The sequence below is a fragment of the Streptomyces sp. NPDC016469 genome (assembly GCF_040632905.1).
Taxonomy (GTDB): Bacteria; Actinomycetota; Actinomycetes; order Streptomycetales; family Streptomycetaceae; genus Streptomyces.
In genome coordinates this window covers 49,789-66,063 of sequence record NZ_JBEYCQ010000027.1, presented here as the reverse complement: position 1 = coordinate 66,063, position 16,275 = coordinate 49,789, and the positions used below count along the sequence as shown (strand labels likewise).

Sequence of the window (16,275 nt, the reverse complement as noted above, 5' to 3'; positions counted from 1 at the left end):
GATGTCGCCGTACTACGAGTACCGCCACCTGGTCGGGTTCGAGGACACCAACCTGGTCGGCAACGTCTACTACGTCAACTACCTGCGATGGCAGGGCCGGTGCCGGGAGATGTTCCTGCACGAACGCGCACCCGAAGTGCTCGCGGACATCCAAGACGACCTGAAGCTCTTCACCCTCAAGGTCGACTGCGAGTTCTTCGCGGAGATCACGGCGTTCGACGAGCTGTCCATCCGTATGCGCCTCGACGACCTGACCCAGACCCAGGTGGCCTTCAGCTTCGACTACGTCCGGGTGCGACCGGACGGGACCGAGGACCTCGTGGCCAGGGGCCGGCAACGGATCGCGTGCATGCGCGGCCCCAACGCGGACACCCGCCCGGCACGGGTGCCGGAGGCGCTGCGCAACGCGCTCGCGCCGTACGCCGCACCCGGGCAGGGGCAGCTCATCGGTACGACGAGCGGGGCCGGGGCATGACCCTCGTAGACCGGCTTTCCGTGGGCCCGCCGCCCGCGGCGGACCCGACGGGCCCGGACCTCGCACTCGGTGAACTGCGCGGTGTGCTGGGGCGCTTCGCCACCGGGGTCACCGTCCTCACCACGGGCCGGGACACCCCCCAGGGCATGACCGCGAACTCCTTCACCTCCGTCTCGCTCGAACCGCCGATGATCCTGGTGTGCGTCAAGCGCACGGCGGCGCTGCACGACGCCATCCTCACCGAGAAGGCGTTCGCGGTCTCGGTCCTGGCGGGCCATCAGCAGGATGTGGCCAAGTACTTCGCGGACCGCGGCAGGCCACGCGGCTCCCGTGAGTTCGAGACGGTCGACTCCACGCCGGGACAGCACACCGGGGCCCCCGTCCTGACCGACGCTCAGGCATGGCTGGAATGCGGCCTTGCGGCGGTGTACGACGGCGGTGACCATTCCATCTTCCTGGGCTCGGTGCTCGACATCGGGCGCGGGGAGACCGACGACCCGCTGCTGTATTTCGGCGGCGGATTCCACCAGTTGCCGGCCTGACCGGACCGCCGAGACCGACCACCAAGGGAGAGCTGCCAGATGGCCACACCGCTCGGTTCGCTGCGTAGGCTCGTGCTCGCCCCTTCGCTGCACTCGGTCACCTTCGCCGGCCGGAAGTTCCCCGTCACCCGGACCCCGGCCACGGACCGGCTGGAGATGATCCCCCAGTCGGTCGTCGTCGGATTCGAGTGGGGCATCGAGTCCCGGGGGACCGCGGAGGTGGAACAGCGGCTGGCGATGGTCGAACCCGAGATGCGGGGCTTCGCGTACGAGGGGGCCGCCATGGCGTTCACCGTGCGCGACGCGATACGCGGGCACCGGACCGGGGAGCTGATCCTCGGCTCCGGCCGCCCGCACTTCTTCCTGGCCTACATAGGCATCGGATTCGCCATGGCGCGGCTGCCCCGCCCGCTGTGGCGCAAGATACTGCCCGACCTCAGCGACATCCCGTTCCACCCCACGATGAGCTGGCTGGCCGTCGACGGATACGGCTTCGACCTCGCGTACTTCCATACGGCGCGCTGGGTCGACCAGCAGCAGCGCCCCGTGCCCTACCCCTGGGAAGGGCACCCCGGCTACTTCCTGCGGGCCGTCGACCAGGGCATCGGACGGGCACTGTGGTTCATCCACGGCGGCCGCCCGACCGCGGTGGCCGCGGCCGTGGCACGGTTCGCCGAGGACCGGCGGGCCGACCTGTGGAGCGGCGTCGGTCTCGCCGCGACCTTCGCGGGCGGCGCGACGGCCGCGGAACTCGCCCGGATGCGGGACACGGCCGCCCGGGACGGCTACGCCGCGGACCTCGCGGTCGGCGCGGTGTTCGCCGTCAAGGCGCGGCACTACGCGGACTTCGTACCCGGGCACACGGTCGCGGCGGCGTCCGCACTGACCGGACTGGGCATCGAGGAAGCCGTGGACCTGGCCGACCGCACCGAGGTCGAGCGCACCGGCACCGGACCCGAGCCGCAATACGAGCTGTGGCGCCGGAACATCCGCACGCAGTGGCTGAGCACGGTCGTCACCCCTTCCCACGAGGAGTAGAAATGGCGAATCAGTTCGGCCGGCTCCGCAGCCGCCTGCTGACCCCGAGCATGAACGAGACGAAGCTGTCCACCCGCGGCTTCCACGAGAAGAGCCCCGAGGCGCGCGAACGGCTCGAAATGGTCGGCGAGTCCTTCCTGACCGGCTACGCCCACGCCGCAGCGTCCTCATCGACCGCGGGCGCCGAAGCCGGGCTCGAAACCGTACCGGCGGAGTTCCGCGGGTTCGCGTACGAGGGGGCCGCGATGGGGATGGCGGTGCGTGACGGGCTGCCGATCGGCGGCAGCCGGCACGTGGAACGCTTCCTGGCCGGCGAGGCTTCGAAGCACGCCTACATGGCCTACGTCGGAGTCGGCTGGGCCATGGCCCGGGTGCCGCGGTTCCGCTGGTCGCGGATGTACCTCGCCGACCCGCTGCTGCGCTGGCTCGCGCTCGACGGATACGGCTTCCACCAGGCGTACTTCCGCACCGACCAGTACGTCCACGGGCAGTACCAGGACCCCGGCTTCACCTGGCCCGGCGCCCCCCGCTCCCCGTACGCCAACCGGGTCATCGACCAAGGGGTCGGCCGCGCCGCCTGGTTCGTCGGCGGGACCGACGTCGAGCGGATCACCGCTCTGCTCGACGCGTTCCCCGGGAACCGGCACGCCGACCTCTACGCGGGGGCCGCCCTGGCCGCCACGTACGCCGGGGGCGTCGGCAAGGAGGAACTTCAGCTCTTCCTGGAGCGGTCCGGGAAGCACCGCCAATGGGTCGCCCAGGGCTCCGCGTTCGCCGCCACCGCGCGCGTCGAGGCCGGGCTGGACAACGCGCACACCGCGCTGGCCACCGAGGTGCTGTGCGGCACCACCCCCGAGCAGGCCGTCGCCGTCTGCCGCGAGTCGCGGCCCGGCCCCGGCGCCGACCGGGACACGCCGGCCTACGAGATCTGGCGCTGCCGGATCGCCGAACGGCTCACCGCCGGCGCGGAGGGCCGGGCCCTGTGACCGCCACCCAGGCCGAAGCGACCGGGACCCGGCGGGTCCCTCCCGGCCCCTCCCGGCTGGCCACCTTCAAGCTGCTCAACATGCTCCTGCGCGACCGGCTCGCGCTCATGCGCACGGCCGCGGACGGCTACGGCGATGCCGTCCGGGTCGCGATCGGCCCCAAGACGCTCTACTTCTTCAACCATCCCGACTACGCCAAATACGTGCTCGCCGACAACCCGGCGAACTACCACAAGGGCATCGGCCTGCACCAGGCCCGCCGGGCGCTCGGTGACGGACTGCTGACCAGCGAGGGCGAACTGTGGCGGGAACAGCGCCGGGTGATCCAGCCCGCGTTCCAGGCCAAACGTATCGCGGCCCAGGCCGAGGTCGTGGCCGAGGAGGCGGCCCGGATGGTCGGCCGGCTGCGCTCCCGTACGGGGACCGGGCCGGTGGACATCACGGGCGAGATGACCGAGCTGACCCTCGGCGTGCTCGGGCGCACCCTGCTCGACGAGGATCTGAGCGGCCACACCTCGATCGGCCACGACTTCGAGGCCGTACAGGACCAGGCGATGTTCGAGGTCGTCACCCTGGGGGCGGTCCCGCAGTTCCTGCCGCTGCCCCAGCAGCTCCGCTTCCGCGCCGCCCGGGCCCGGTTGCAGAAGGTGACCGAGAAGCTGGCGGCGGACCGCGCGTCGCGCTCCGGCGGAGACACCGACGACGTGCTCTCCCGGCTGCTCGAATCCGTGCACGCCGAACAGGACCCGCGGGTCGCGCGGCGCAGGCTGCGCGACGAGCTGGTCACCCTGCTGCTCGCCGGGCACGAGACGACGGCCAGCACCCTCAGCTGGGCCTTCCACCTCATCGACCAGAACCCCGAGGTGGCCGAGCGGCTGCGCGACGAGGCCCGCAGCGTGCTCGGCGACCGGCTGCCGGAGTACGAGGACCTGCACCGGCTGACGTACACCTCCATGGTGGTGGAGGAGACCATGCGGCTCTACCCGCCGGTGTGGATGCTCTCCCGGATCGCCCAGGCCCCCGACGTCATCGCCGGATACGGCATTCCCAAGGGCGCCGACGTGGTGGTGTGCCCCTACACGCTGCACCGGCACCCCGGGTTCTGGGAGCAGCCCGAACGCTTCGACCCGGAGCGCTTCGACCGGCGGCGACGGGCGCAGCGCCCCCGCTACGCGTACATCCCGTTCGGCGCAGGACCGCGGTTCTGCGTGGGGAACCACCTCGGGATGATGGAAGCGGTGTTCGTCATCGCGATGGTCATGCGTGAACTCCGCCTGGTGCTGCCGAAGGGCGCGTCCGTGGTGCCCGAGCCGATGCTCTCGCTGCGTGTACGCGGGGGCCTGCGGATGTCCGTGTGGAAAGCCTGACGCCCGGAGGACTCCTGCCTGGTCTCGGCCAGGGCGGCATTGGCGGGCGGCATGAGGGCCTTCTAGTTGTTCATGCAGATATCGCAATCCACACCGAACCCGGAAGGCCCTCACTCGTTCGAAATCACTTCACAGGTACAAGGACCTGTCCGCTGGCGCCGTTCAAGCCAGTTGTTCCCGTGATACGCCCGTCAGGGCAAGGTTCCAGACACGTTCGAGCTGCCTCACGATCCCTTCATGTCCGTGCTCGGTCTCCGGTCTTGCGTACAGATGCGCCTCGGCCCCGTTGATGAGGTGCTCCACCAGCGAGGTGACGTCCCCGGGCGGGGCGCTGTTGCGGAGTTGGTCGGCCGTGTGGGCTTCGGTGAGGAGGTCCTGCACGGCCGACAGCCAACTGCTGGGCCAGACGGAAGGGGCGGCCCGTTCCCGGGCGAGACGGGCCGTGGCACGGACCGACGGCTCCGTCTCCAAGAGGCGGACGAGGTCGAGCGCGAGATCGGCGACCCGCGTGAGCGGTGGCGCCGTCCGTACGGTCACCTGCTCCACGAGGGCCCGGATGAGATGGCCGCCCTCCTCCTGGATGGCGTCCGCCATCTCCGCCTTCGTCACGAAGTGGAAGCCCAGTGAACCCATGGATACGCCCGCGGTCTTGCTGATGCGGGCGAGCGATGTGCCGTCGTAGCCGCTCTGGCCGAATTCGACAGCCGCGGCCCGGATGATGGCGGTGCGCGTCCGTAAAGCTCTGTCCTGTTTCACCATGATGTCTCCAAATATCCTCCGGCTCGCACATTTTTGCGAGTCGCTTACTTCCGTGCGGTGCTTGATGTGTACCGTGGTGGCGAAGTGGGAACAGTTGCCCCTGTGGAAAAAAATGAGGGTGCCCCTCTTATTTTTACATCGCGGTAGCGGGGCTTGATCAAGGTGGTCCAACACTTCGGTACATGTCGTTTCCTGGGTTGCCGTCACCCCTCTCGCAAGGCCCTGGACGGTCGTTGCAGCACGCGGAAAACGTGAGATGGGAGGCATGGCATGGAGGGCTGCTTCGGCCGTGGCCCTCCACGATTCGCTCTCGGCAAGGACTCGAATTCGCCCGGTGCCTGAACATTCCCGCAGGACACCGAAACAGCTGCACCCGACCATCACAGCCCGCCCATCCGGACCCGTAATGCTTGGTTTTGCAGATATGGGGGAGATGCATGGAGACGCCCGCCACAACTCTCACACAGGCATCGCTGCCCGCGTTCGCCAGAGAGCTGTTCGACCACCTGCCGAGGGCCGACCAACGCCGTTGGGCACACATTTATCTGGAGGGCCTGCTCAATACACCGGGAAAGAAATCGGTACGACGCATTGCCGAAACGGTCTCGGGATCGCCCACCGCCCCCCAGTCGCTCCAGCAGTTCGTCAACGCGAGCCCGTGGGACTGGATGCCCGTCCGGGAGCAGCTCGCCCGCTGGGTCGAACGGCGCCTGCTCCCGCGGGCACTGGTGATCGACCAGGTCATCCTGCGCAAGCGCGGACAGCACTCCTGCGGGGTGCACCGCCGCTATCTGACGTCCACGGGGCGCTCGGTGACCTGCCAGGTGGGAGTCGGCGCCTTTCTGGCATCCGACGACGCCGCGGTCCCGGTGAACTGGAGCCTGTTCCTTCCCCGGGCGTGGACCGAGGACCCGATCCGGCGAGCGCGCACCCGCATCCCGGAGACGGCGCGGGCCCGGCCCTTCGCGTCGCACGCACTGGAGCTGGCCGGCCACGCCGCCCGGCGCGCCCGGTCGAAGCCGCTGCCCGTGGTGGCCGACCTGGAGGGCACACCCGGGGCGAGCGATCTGATCGGCCGGCTCGACGGGAGCGGGCGCGAGTTCGTCGTCTCCGTGCCCGGCAAGCTCAGGATCGTCCCCGGCATCGTCCGAATGGCGCACTGCCCGGTCACCCCATCCTTCCTCGGACCGGTCCTGCCTGCCTACAGCCTTCATGAGCGTGATCCCGGCTTCCAGGTCCGTACCGAGGAGGTGCCCCTGCCCGGCCACCTCGGCGCCGGCACCGTGACGTCCTGTTTAGTCCACGTACCCGAGACGGGGTCCGGGGCGGCGCTGCGCACCTACCGGCTGCTCGTGGTCCGGAACACGGCGAAGGGCTGTCCCGCGCAACTGTGGCTCACCAACATGCTGGAGACCTCCACAAAGGACGTGCTCGGCCTGGCGGCGTTGCTGCCCCGCGCGGCGCGTGCGGTACGGGACATGGAGAAACAGGTCGGCCTGCTCGACTTCGAGGGGCGTTCCTATCCGGGGTGGCACCACCACATGACCCTGGTGTCGGCGGCCTACGCGCACCGCCTGCTCAGCTCCGCCGTCCCATGGGGCGGCGGTCACCCGCTGCCGCGCGAGCGGATGCTGGTGACCTACGCGGGGGCCGAACCGTGAGCGTACCGCCGTGTGGCCACCCGGCGGGGCTCAGGCTGCCCAGGGCGCGATCGGATACCAGATCAGGTCGCGGCGGGCCGGGATGCGCACGTCCCCGTACAGGAGCAGGAAGACGCCCGCCACGATGAACCCCACCGCCATGACGAGGATGTTGCCCAGGCTCTGAAAGGCGAAGGCCACAGCTCCGTACAGCACGTTGTGGCTTTCGGCGGCGTCCCGGAACAACTGCCGGAAGAGCGGGAAGGGGCGCCCGACGAGGAAGGCGCCGATCAGCCCGCCCGTGAACAGCATGGGCGCGCTGGGGTGCTTCCGCGACACCTTCGCCAGCGGGTCGTGTACGAAGCCCAGAGCAACCAGGCCTAGGTACGTCATCATCGCGCCGATAAGGCCGAAGACGACCATGGCCTGAATCGTTCGCCCGGGGAGGCCGCTTCCGTTGCCGCTCTGGTCGCCCCCGCTCTGCGGGGCCAGGGCGCTGAACACTGCGATGCTGCATGCCGTGAAGGTTCCGGCGACGCCCGTGACCAAGGCGACCAGGTTCCGCGGGCGGGGCGCGTGTCCGTTGAAGAAGAAGGACGGGGCGGGGGGTTCGGGCACGCTGACCTGTTCCGTACATCGACTGGGGCAGGTATGTGCGCCAAGGCGTGCCGCCTTCCCTGAAGGAGAGTGGGGGATACGCGGCGAATGCTAAGGGCGCCGAGGCTTTTCCGGGGGGTGGCACCGGCAACTCAGCACTTTGGAAGAAGGGCCAGCACTTGTTCGCTGCCCGCTAGGGATTACGGGGTACGGACCTTAACTTGTTCCTTTTCTTCCGGAATCGAACGGTGAGCCTTTTCCAACCTCCGCTTGAGGTGTGGTGAAGGGCGAGGGCGGCCTTCACGATGCCGGTCATGCGGTTGGTGCTGCATCGAAGCTTGCGGAGGAGTCGCCGGCTCTTCACGGTGGCCACGGTCTGCTCACCGAGGCGGCGGATCTTGGCGTGGCTGCTGTGGTGACGGCGTATCCATCGCTTGAGACGGCGGCTCCGGAACGGGACCCGTACGGTCCCGCCGGCCCCTTGGTACGCCTTGGCCCGGCCCCGATGCCAAACCCGGCCGGCGCCACCGCGTCCCGATCTCCCGTCGGGAAGAGCTCAGTGGCTCCACATCATCTCGATCGCACAGTGCACGGCGTCGTGCACAGGACCCCCAGTGGGGGTGCCCCCTTTGCAAGGGCAAGACGCTGACCTGCTGGGGCAAGACTGCCCTCCATATGTCATAGGCATATGGAGGGCAGTGAAATCGGATGGCACACTCCGGGGGACGATCAGGCCGGACTCCTGCGAGCCGGACGGCGGCGGGGGCCTGGAGAGCACTTGCGCGCCCCGGACGGGCAGGAGCGGGGACAGCTCACAGGCCGGCCGGGGCGCGCAAGTGCGCGCCGATCGCCGTCGCCTCGTGCCGGCGGCGTACCCCTCCGGACGTGGCCTCCGTACTACTCCCGGGCACGGCGATCAGCACCGGCGGGTCCAGCGGGCTCGCCGGGCGGAGCACCACGTCTGCGGGCATCAGCAGCACCCCGGGCCTGACCGTGACGGGCCCGTAGCGTCCGACGGACAGGTTCTCCGGGCCTCCGCGTCCGCGGCCGGCCACGACCGAGGGGCTTCCGTAGGGGACGGAGGCGGCCATCAGATGCCAGGTCCCCGGCTGGACGTCGCGCAGTTCGAACGGGCCGGGTCCGTCCATGATGGTGCACTGCGCGGGGCTGCCCTGGGGGATGGGGCTCTCGAAGAGCCCGACGAACACCTGCCCAAGGGGCCGGTCGCCCGGCAGCACGATGCGGCCGTGCACGGAGAGCCCCTGAGCGGAACCGGAAGCACTTTCCAGTGACGTCGGCTGCGCGGTCACACTCCTGAAATTCCCGTCCAGTTCCCGGAATCTGCTCGGCGATATTCCGACACACTCTTTGAACCGCGAGCTAAATGTCCCCACACTGCCGTATCCGACCTGGGCGCTGATATCAGCGACGCTGTGCTCGGTGCCGACCAGAAGGCGCTTTGCCTCCTGAATGCGGAGCGCGGACAGAAAGCGCCCCGGCGAAACGCCCGTCACCTCTCTGAACATCCGGGAGAAATGGAACTTACTGAACTGCGCGGTCCTTGCCAGGTCGTCAGTAGTCAGGTCCTGGTCAAGACGTTCATGCATATAGTCGATGACCTGGAGGATTGCAATCTCCATGGAAGCGGTGGTCATGGGTAACCCCTTCGAAGGATTCAAGCGCGGGAACGGCCGGCGGGAACCGACTGCATCCTTTCCCTGTCCGAAAGTTCGTCAGCGAAGCGCCGCCAGGCGTCCGCACACTTCAGCGCGATTTCCGCAACGGTCTCCGTGCAGTGCGGCGGAATCGCGTCGACACGTTCTTTCCATGCCTTGTCCGTGAGGAAATGCCCGTGAAGCCAGTGCAGGAATTCCCGTCCGGCCTGCGAGTTGCGGAGGGACGGGTTGTTGCTCAGGATGCGCAGCCGGTCCCGGGCGGTGCGCGCCATCACGGGCCGCCCGCCGCAAAGCTGGGGGTCTCGCGCCGTGGGCACCCGGGGCGGGACCAGAGACGGCCGGGCCCGGGGGGCGTGCTCCTCCTCGTGTCCGCGCGCGCACTCCCCCGCGCTCTGCGGGGCGCCGCCGGACAGCGCTCCCGCCGTCCGCTCGCCGGGTTCCCGCTGTTCTCCGGGGTTGCTGCGCCCGGGTGTAGCGACCTGGGCGCATGCGGCGGTGTCCGGCGCGGGCAGCCTGGCCGCGCCGCCGGCGTGGTCCGGCTCCGACGCGCCAACCGCGGCGCGCCAGCGCACCTCGGCCACGACGCCGGCGTCAAGCCCGGTGTAGACGGCGAGGCTCAGGTCGGACATGGCGGGGAAGCTGTCGAGGATGCGTCGCACGGCGGCGCTGCGGTCGGCCAGCGTCAGAACCAGGCCGTCGGCGGTATTCCGGGCGACCGACTGGATGAACGCCTCGGCTTCGGACCCGTCGAAGAACTGGGTGTCGACCGCGTCGAGTCCGAGAATTATTGCTGCCCTGACCCGGTGTATCCCGTCAATCACCCGCATGGACGGGCTGTGCACCAGAATCGGCGGCAGCGAGGGGTAGACATCCGCGAGGCGGCGCGCATGAGCTTCGTCGACCCCGTTGATACGCGGTGAATCCGCGACCACGAGGTCTTTCACGTACACGGACTGGGTGAAGTAAGGCGGTTGGTCCCTCATTCGTGCAGCGATTCCCTTCACGGATTCCTCCACTTTCCGAGCGAATCGTTCTGCCGGACGCTCCCGCTTACATCCGTATACGGGTGCCGACACCAGTCAGCCGGAGTGCGGTGGTCCAAGCGAGCGCATCATGGGGCATCCACTGCCTGGAGTGCATGACGATCTCTCTCCTCGCGACACCGGTCTCCACGCCACCGTTCCGACCGGGCGAAGCTAGAAGAACCAGAACACCTCTGGCAACAAATCTCGCTACTTCGGCTAGTTGCCGTTGTGGCGGTGTCCTTTGGTAGGGCACGCCGCGAGATGCACGCCTCTTGCCTCGGACGCAGCCTTGCCCAAAGCTGTGTGCGTATCAGACCCGCCATGCGGCCGTGAAGAAGGGGAACCATGTCTGACGGGACGACCGGAACCCGCTTGGACACGGCTGTGCGGCGGGCGCGGTCTGACCGCGCCCGCCGCAGTGGCGACCAGGAGCCCCTCAGAGCGCCCCGGAAATCTTCACCCCGTTCCTCCAGGCCCACCGTTCGCGGCCGGCGCCCCCGCGGTCCAGCCGCCGACCCGGCGGGCCGCCGAGAGCGCCGCCCAAGAGGCCAGCACGACCAGACCGGCGTCGTCCGGCCGGTCCCCGCGGTAGTCCTCGATGACATCGGCGTCGATCTGGTACGAGGCAAAGGCGACGAGCAGCGCGAGCCGGCCGGCCCGGCGGTCGGCCGGGGGCAGCGTCGCCAGCAGGGCGTCCAGCCAGCCACGGCCGAGTCCCCGGGGCGCACCGTCCCAGACCCTGAGTTCCCGGTCGAGCAGGTCCCGGACGCTCGGGGCGACCACCTGGCGGGCCGCCCGGTCCACCGCGCCGGCAGCTCGGGCGAATGCCTGCGCGATGTGCGGACTGGCCTGCGCCCAGTGGAGGTCGGCAGGCACCGGTTCCCACGGGAGCAGGGCGAGTGAGTCACCGGCCGCGCCGATCCTCCGGCTCGCACCGCGGATCATGGCGCTGAGGACGCGCTGCACCATGCCGAGCCCGGCCCGGGGCGTACTGGCCGGCATCGGCGCGTCCTCCAGGAAGGTGTTGACCACCCGGTTGAGGTAGTGGAAGAGCACCGCCACACCGACATACTCGGGGGCCTCCCGCGCGGTGAACGGCGTGTGCGGGGCCTCGCCGTCGCGGGGGCGCAGGGATGCCGTCGTGGCCCAGTGCGCCGCCTCGCGCAGCCGCTCGTCGGCCACCTCCGCGAGGCGCCCGCCGACGATGGTCCGGGCGGCCTGGTCGCCTGCCAGGCCGCGCAGCGTGGCGCCGTGCACGGACACGCAGTAGGGACAGCTGTTCGCCGCCGAGACTCCCGCGGCGACCGCCTCGCGTACCGCACGGTCGACCACGCCCGGGGCGATCAGGGCCTCCCGGAGCATCAGCCAGGCGCCGGTCATCAACTCGGGCGCGGGCGAGTGCAGCACCACCGGGGGCGCCAGCACGCCGAACTCCCGTTCCACCTGCCGGTACACCTCGGCCGTCGGACCGTCCGCGTCCCCGGGCCGCACCGGGGTGACGTAGCGGATCTGGGCGAGCGCGAGTCCGCGCATGGCGCGCGCGGTGACCGGGGCCATGCCGGTCATCCCAGGACCGTGCGTACGGCGGCCGCGGTGCCGCGCCGGGCCGCGCCTCCGCCGTCCGGCGCCGGTGCCCCGTAATGCACCTCGACGCCACGTTCGCGCAGCGCCTGCACGATGCCGGGCACCGCCCGTTCGGCGAGCGCGGCGATGGTGAAGGCAGGGTTCACCGTGAGAGCCCCCGGTACGGCCGATCCGTCCGTGACGAAGATGCCCGGGTGCCCGCGCAGCTCGTGCCGGTCGTCGAGCGCGGAGGTCTCCGGGTCGTCGCCGATGCGGCACGAGGCGAGCGGGTGCACCGTGTACGCCCCGATCACGTCGTTGGTCCACGGCATCACCCGGGCCAGCCCATTGTGTTCGAGGATGTCCCGGACCGCCGCGTCCGAGATCTCCCAGCCGCGCAGCGTGTTCTCGGTGGGCCGGTAGCGCAGGCTGCCGAAGCCGAGCAGCTGCTGAGAGAGCCGTTCCGAGTTGCCGGTGGGCGGCGGCGGGCCGAACACGCCCTCGTTGTCGTCCTCCGACATGGTGAAGACAGTCAGCCAGGACCGCCACTTGCGCAGCATCTCCTTCTTCTCCGGCCCGTACCAGCTGGGGCCCTTCGCATCCGGCACCTGGGCCAGGATGGTGCCGAAGCCCGGGGGAAAGTACAGCTGCTCCAGCGAGAACCGCTCGTACTCCGGCAGGTCCCCGTCGAGGCGGTCCCAGGACGCCACGACCGGTCCGCGGCCGATCTGGTAGGCGCCGTACGCGTTCGCCTCGTCGCGGGAGAGCCCGAGAAGTTCCCTTACCTTGTCGTCTTCGAGGACCGCGGTGTTGAGCCGTTCGCCATTGCCGGAGAAGTAGCGGCCGACCGCGTGCGGCATGCGACCCAGCTCGGGCTCCGAACGTTGCAGAATGACCGGGGTGGCCGCGGTGCCGGCGGCGAGGATCACGATCTTGGCGTCGATGGTGCCGGAGCCGGTCTGCTGCCGGTAGTCCACCTCGTCGATCGTGTTGTAGTGCACCCGGTAGTCGCCGGTGTCCCGCTTGGTGATCTTCTGCACCTCGTGCAGCGGCCTGATCTCGGCGCCGTGCGAGAGGGCGGCGGGCAGGTAGTTGAGGAGCAGGGACCGCTTGGCGTCGAACCGGCAGCCGGACATCATCCAGTTGCAGTTGGTGCACAGGCTGGTGTCCACGGCGGACGGTGACGGATTCGCGGTGTGCCCGGCGGCCTTGCACGCGGCGGCGAACACCCCGCCGATGTAGGGGACTTCGTCCCATGAGGTGGGGGTGACCGGCAGGGCCTCGGCCACCCGGTCGTACCAGGGTTCGAGCGCGTCGCGGTCGATCGCGGCCGGCCACATCCGGTGGCCGATGGACCCGTGGCGCTCGAAGACGAAGCGCGGCGCACGCGGCATGGTGGCGAAGTAGACGACGCTGCCGCCACCCACGCAGTTGCCGCCGAGCACGCTCATCCCGTCGCCGACCACGAAGTCGAACACGCGGGTGGCCGAGGAGCCGAACTTGAAGTCGTGGTCGAATTCCTCGGAGTTCAGCCAGGGCCCGCGCTCCAGTACCGTCACCTTCGCTCCGCCGGCGGCGAGGTGGTAGGCGGTGATCGAGCCGCCGAAGCCGCTGCCGACGATCAGGACGTCCGTGGTTTCGGTGGCATTCACACGGGGCTCCCAGTGGGATCGGTGTCGGGGTGTACGTCTGCGAGTGGGCGGCCGTAGGAGTAGGCGGGGAACCGCCACAGCCCGTCCTCGCCGGGCGGTGCGAAGCCGAGGGTGGCGAGACCCGGGTGCCCGGCCGCGATTGCGTCCGCGGTGTGCATGTGGGCGCCCGTGTCGAAGGCCATGAAGCTGAACATCGCCAGTCCGGCCCACATGGCGTGCTCCGGGTGGCCGGGCGCAAGCAGCTCGCCCACCAGCGCCAGCCGGTCGTCGTAGCCGAGGCCGACGAAGGGCTCGCGGTCCTCGGGCAGCCCGCGCCCTGCGCGGTATGCGACAGCGTGTTCGTCGAGCATGCGGGCCAGGTCGTCAAGCGCCGGGGCCATGCCGCCTTCGGGTGTTTCGAGGACGTCGATCGCGCCCGCCGCCACCGCCCCGCCGCCCTCGCTCACCCCGGCCACGGCCCGGTCGTCCGGATGACGTTTCTCGCCGGGGATGATCGTGTCGGCGAATGCCTCAAGAACGGTGCTTCTCGATGGCGGGCATTCCGTTTCTGGCATGGCGGACTCCCTGGGACGCGGCGAATGCCGTGTGGCTGTCTGTGTCCGTGCGCTTGGATTCGTGCGGCGTGCTTGATTTTGGGTGGGTGCGGTAGGGAGCGCATCTCCGTGAATGCCGGTCGAGTACCGCGCCGAAGGGTGGGTGGCACGCACCGGGCAACGGGCAAGAAGACGAATCACCGGGTTCCGCAACAGACTTGTTCCGCCACACATTGACCAGCATGCGCATGAACCGCCTTCCCGAAAGGACCGCATATGTCGAAATCACTTGACGTGTATTCGGATCTGGTGGCCGAGGGCGAGGAGATCGACGCGCTCCTCGACCATCTCACCGACGAGCAGTGGCAGTTGCCCACGCCTGCGCCGGGCTGGACCGTGGCCCACCAGGTCGCGCACCTCGCTTTCGTCTGCCATCTCGCCGCGACTTCCGCACGTGACCCGCAGCGCTTCGCGGAATACGCGACACAGGCCAAGAACGGTTTTCAGGCGGCGGTCGACGCGGCGCTCGCGCAGTTCCTGGCGGCAGGCCCCCAAGCGGCGCGGGCACGCTGGCGTGAGGAGCTGGCCGCCTCGGTGGCCGGACTCTCCGAGGCCGACCAGAAGGACACCGTGCCGTGGCTGGTCAACCCCCTGCCGCCGACCGTGCTCGCCGCGGCCGGACTGATGGAGGTCTTCGCGCACGGCCAGGACATCGCCGACGCGCTCGGTGTACGCCGTGAGTACACGGACCGGGTGGGACACCTGGCCTGGTTCGGCGTACACACAAGGGACTTCGGATACCAGGCGCACGGCATGGAGCCGCCGCGCGAGGAGTTCCGCTTCGAGCTGACGGCCCCGTCAGGCGGCACCACATGGACCTTCGGACCGGAGGACGCCGAAGACCGGGTCACCGGCCCGGCCGCTGACTTCGCGCTGCTGGTCTCCCGTCGCCGACACCACGCCGACCTAGCGATACGGACGGAGGGGGCCAGGGCCAAGGAGTGGCTGGGCATCGCCCAGGCGTACCGGGGCCCGGGCGGCGCGGGGCGGAAGCCGGGGCAGTTCGCGTCGTAGGGCCGGCCCTCTGTCGCATCCACGGAGCGGCACCGTGGCACCATGCGGCCATGCGCCCGCCGCGCAGGTTGGCCCCTGCCGAAGAAACGGATACAACTTCCCCGTTTCTCTGTCGCCTGCCTGACCGGGTGTCATCGTGACCTCCCGTCAGCCTGCCCTTTCGTCAGCCGAGGATGTGCAGGAGCCGTGCCGCCAGGTCGCCGAGGTCAGCCGTCTGCGGGGGGGTGCTGCGGCCCGGGCCACGGCCAGGTCTCGGCGGGCGGTAGCCGGGCGCGTCGGTCGTGGCGGGCTCGTCGGCGGGGGTGACCAGGGTGATCAGGACGTCCTGCGCGTCGATGACCAGGTGACACACCAGGTCCCGGACGAGCCACCCCGTACAGCCCGAGGGTTTGTCGAAATCCTCGTCGGGAAGACCGGCCACGGCGTCGAGCAGCGCCGTCCAGGAACGCGAAAGGGGATGCGTGGGCCCACGCTAGGGGGTGCGCCACGGCCAGGCGAGGTCGTCCACGGCGAGGAACGGTTCGGCGGCCAGCGTCGCCGGGGTGGCCCCGGTGAACGCCATGACGTCGCGGTGCAGGTGGGACTGGTCGGCGTACCCGGCGCCGGCGGCCACCCGGGCGGGGCCCTCGCCCGCGACCAAGCGGTGCGCGGCGTGGTCGAAGCGGACCAGGGTCGCCGCGCGCTTGGGCGGCAGGCCGAGCTGGGAGCGGAAGCGGGACCACAGCCGCTTGCGGCTCCAGCCGACGTCGGCGGCGAGCTCCTCGACCCGGGGCAGCCCGTGTCCCTCGGTGAGCCGCCGCCAGGCCCGGGCCACCTCCGGGTCCACCGCCGCCCCGGCCGCGTGCCGGCGGGTGATCAGGGCGTCCGCGAGCGCGAAGCGGGCCTGCCAGGACGGGGCTTCGGCGAGCTGTTCGCGGATCCGGGACGCCTCACGGCCCCACAGCGCGTCCAGCGGGACGACCGCGCCGTCGAGCTCGGAGGGCGGCACGCCGAGGACCGCGCGGGCGATCACCGGGGACAGCCGCACCTGCACGCACTCGACGTTCTCCCCGCGCACCCGCACCGCTCCCCCGGCCCCGAGCCCGGGCCCGGCGGCCAGGCAGCCGCGCTGCTGCTCACCGGTGGAGCGGTCGAGAACGGGCGTGCCCGCGCCGAATTCGAGGAGCAGCGTGACCGCGGGGTGCGGGACCATGCGCAACGCGTCCAGGTCGAGGACGCCGAACCCGGCCATGGTGACTCCGGCCACCCGGCTCGGCCGCTGCGGACGGGCGACGTCCCACACAGCCGTACCGTGCGTGAACGTGTTCACCCCTCCATGCTACGAGGGTCTGCGCCTGCCGGAACATTC

Annotated in this window: 15 protein-coding genes and 2 pseudogenes; 7 read left to right on the top strand and 10 right to left on the bottom strand. The window is 70.1% G+C overall.

From position 1 onward, the window contains the following. The first annotated feature begins 1 nt into the window (after position 1). The 5 genes from ABZ565_RS27020 to ABZ565_RS27000 are packed head-to-tail and all read left to right on the top strand — an operon-like array spanning position 2 to position 4,408. Complete coding sequence (locus tag ABZ565_RS27020; RefSeq protein ID WP_018105874.1) at positions 2-475, top strand: acyl-CoA thioesterase; 474 nt, start codon at positions 2-4, stop codon at positions 473-475. Then, a complete protein-coding gene (locus tag ABZ565_RS27015; protein WP_161206613.1) occupies positions 472-1,017 on the top strand; it encodes a flavin reductase family protein in 546 nt (181 codons plus the stop codon). The genes ABZ565_RS27020 and ABZ565_RS27015 overlap by 4 nt, the downstream gene beginning before the upstream one ends. 39 nt (positions 1,018-1,056) lie before the next feature. Beyond that, on the top strand, positions 1,057-2,055 hold the full coding sequence (locus ABZ565_RS27010) for a DUF1702 family protein (RefSeq protein WP_361032042.1): 999 nt from the start codon (positions 1,057-1,059) through the stop codon (positions 2,053-2,055). Between the two features lie 2 nt (positions 2,056-2,057). Beyond that, positions 2,058-3,041: a DUF1702 family protein gene (locus ABZ565_RS27005; protein WP_361032039.1), complete on the top strand. Its 984-nt coding sequence runs from the start codon at positions 2,058-2,060 to the stop codon at positions 3,039-3,041. After that, positions 3,038-4,408 carry a cytochrome P450 gene (locus ABZ565_RS27000; protein ID WP_361032036.1) on the top strand — a complete coding sequence of 457 codons (1,371 nt, stop codon included), beginning with the start codon at positions 3,038-3,040 and terminating at the stop codon, positions 4,406-4,408. The genes ABZ565_RS27005 and ABZ565_RS27000 overlap by 4 nt, the downstream gene beginning before the upstream one ends. Positions 4,409-4,570: 162 nt before the next feature. Here the strand turns inward: ABZ565_RS27000 and ABZ565_RS26995 are convergent, their stop codons facing one another. Then, complete coding sequence (locus ABZ565_RS26995; protein WP_161206617.1) at positions 4,571-5,167, bottom strand: TetR/AcrR family transcriptional regulator; 597 nt, start codon at positions 5,165-5,167, stop codon at positions 4,571-4,573. Positions 5,168-5,604: 437 nt separating this feature from the next. On the opposite strand from ABZ565_RS26995, the gene ABZ565_RS26990 reads away from it, so the two are divergent. Continuing rightward, positions 5,605-6,828, top strand: coding sequence for a transposase (locus ABZ565_RS26990; protein ID WP_361032033.1), 1,224 nt, complete (start codon positions 5,605-5,607; stop codon positions 6,826-6,828). A 30-nt stretch (positions 6,829-6,858) separates the two neighbouring features. On the opposite strand, the gene ABZ565_RS26985 is transcribed toward ABZ565_RS26990, so the two are convergent. The 7 genes and pseudogenes from ABZ565_RS26985 to ABZ565_RS26955 all read right to left on the bottom strand — a co-directional run bounded on the left by ABZ565_RS26985 (position 6,859) and on the right by ABZ565_RS26955 (position 13,874). Next, positions 6,859-7,425 carry a hypothetical protein gene (locus ABZ565_RS26985; RefSeq protein WP_361032030.1) on the bottom strand — a complete coding sequence of 189 codons (567 nt, stop codon included), beginning with the start codon at positions 7,423-7,425 and terminating at the stop codon, positions 6,859-6,861. Between the two features lie 259 nt (positions 7,426-7,684). After that, positions 7,685-7,897 (bottom strand): annotated as a pseudogene (locus ABZ565_RS26980) (IS5/IS1182 family transposase); the annotation flags it as partial. 319 nt (positions 7,898-8,216) lie between these two features. Continuing rightward, positions 8,217-9,059, bottom strand: coding sequence for an AraC family transcriptional regulator (locus ABZ565_RS26975; protein WP_361032027.1), 843 nt, complete (start codon positions 9,057-9,059; stop codon positions 8,217-8,219). A gap of 20 nt (positions 9,060-9,079) precedes the next feature. Further along, on the bottom strand, positions 9,080-10,096 hold the full coding sequence (locus ABZ565_RS26970; protein WP_361032024.1) for a ParB/RepB/Spo0J family partition protein: 1,017 nt from the start codon (positions 10,094-10,096) through the stop codon (positions 9,080-9,082). A gap of 465 nt (positions 10,097-10,561) precedes the next feature. Beyond that, entirely contained in the window at positions 10,562-11,671 is a 1,110-nt protein-coding gene (locus ABZ565_RS26965; RefSeq protein ID WP_361032021.1) for a carboxymuconolactone decarboxylase family protein, read from the bottom strand. Next, positions 11,668-13,320 carry a GMC family oxidoreductase gene (locus ABZ565_RS26960; protein ID WP_361032018.1) on the bottom strand — a complete coding sequence of 551 codons (1,653 nt, stop codon included), beginning with the start codon at positions 13,318-13,320 and terminating at the stop codon, positions 11,668-11,670. Before ABZ565_RS26960 ends, ABZ565_RS26965 begins: the two co-directional genes overlap by 4 nt. Beyond that, positions 13,317-13,874 carry a DUF5987 family protein gene (locus tag ABZ565_RS26955; RefSeq protein ID WP_361032015.1) on the bottom strand — a complete coding sequence of 186 codons (558 nt, stop codon included), beginning with the start codon at positions 13,872-13,874 and terminating at the stop codon, positions 13,317-13,319. Before ABZ565_RS26955 ends, ABZ565_RS26960 begins: the two co-directional genes overlap by 4 nt. A 255-nt stretch (positions 13,875-14,129) precedes the next feature. Here ABZ565_RS26955 and ABZ565_RS26950 point away from each other — a divergent pair, with 255 nt between their 5' ends. Beyond that, a complete protein-coding gene (locus ABZ565_RS26950) occupies positions 14,130-14,927 on the top strand; it encodes a TIGR03084 family metal-binding protein (RefSeq protein ID WP_026171893.1) in 798 nt (265 codons plus the stop codon). A gap of 163 nt (positions 14,928-15,090) precedes the next feature. On the opposite strand, the pseudogene ABZ565_RS26945 reads toward ABZ565_RS26950, so the two are convergent. Both ABZ565_RS26945 and ABZ565_RS26940 read right to left on the bottom strand, forming a co-directional pair. After that, positions 15,091-15,378 (bottom strand): annotated as a pseudogene (locus ABZ565_RS26945) (maleylpyruvate isomerase N-terminal domain-containing protein); the annotation flags it as partial. Between the two features lie 21 nt (positions 15,379-15,399). Continuing rightward, positions 15,400-16,236, bottom strand: coding sequence for an AraC family transcriptional regulator (locus ABZ565_RS26940; RefSeq protein ID WP_361032012.1), 837 nt, complete (start codon positions 16,234-16,236; stop codon positions 15,400-15,402). Positions 16,237-16,275: the final 39 nt, after the last annotated feature.

Bases quoted from the DNA above. Each gene is read 5' to 3' on its own strand.
- ABZ565_RS27020 (WP_018105874.1), top strand. From the start codon at position 2: ATGTCGCCGTACTACGAGTACCGCCACCTGGTCGGGTTCGAGGACACC.
- ABZ565_RS27015 (WP_161206613.1), top strand. From the start codon at position 472: ATGACCCTCGTAGACCGGCTTTCCGTGGGCCCGCCGCCCGCGGCGGAC.
- ABZ565_RS27010 (WP_361032042.1), top strand. From the start codon at position 1,057: ATGGCCACACCGCTCGGTTCGCTGCGTAGGCTCGTGCTCGCCCCTTCG.
- ABZ565_RS27005 (WP_361032039.1), top strand. From the start codon at position 2,058: ATGGCGAATCAGTTCGGCCGGCTCCGCAGCCGCCTGCTGACCCCGAGC.
- ABZ565_RS26995 (WP_161206617.1), bottom strand. From the start codon at position 5,167: ATGGTGAAACAGGACAGAGCTTTACGGACGCGCACCGCCATCATCCGG.
- ABZ565_RS26990 (WP_361032033.1), top strand. From the start codon at position 5,605: ATGGAGACGCCCGCCACAACTCTCACACAGGCATCGCTGCCCGCGTTC.
- ABZ565_RS26975 (WP_361032027.1), bottom strand. From the start codon at position 9,059: ATGACCACCGCTTCCATGGAGATTGCAATCCTCCAGGTCATCGACTAT.
- ABZ565_RS26965 (WP_361032021.1), bottom strand. From the start codon at position 11,671: ATGACCGGCATGGCCCCGGTCACCGCGCGCGCCATGCGCGGACTCGCG.
- ABZ565_RS26955 (WP_361032015.1), bottom strand. From the start codon at position 13,874: ATGCCAGAAACGGAATGCCCGCCATCGAGAAGCACCGTTCTTGAGGCA.
- ABZ565_RS26950 (WP_026171893.1), top strand. From the start codon at position 14,130: ATGTCGAAATCACTTGACGTGTATTCGGATCTGGTGGCCGAGGGCGAG.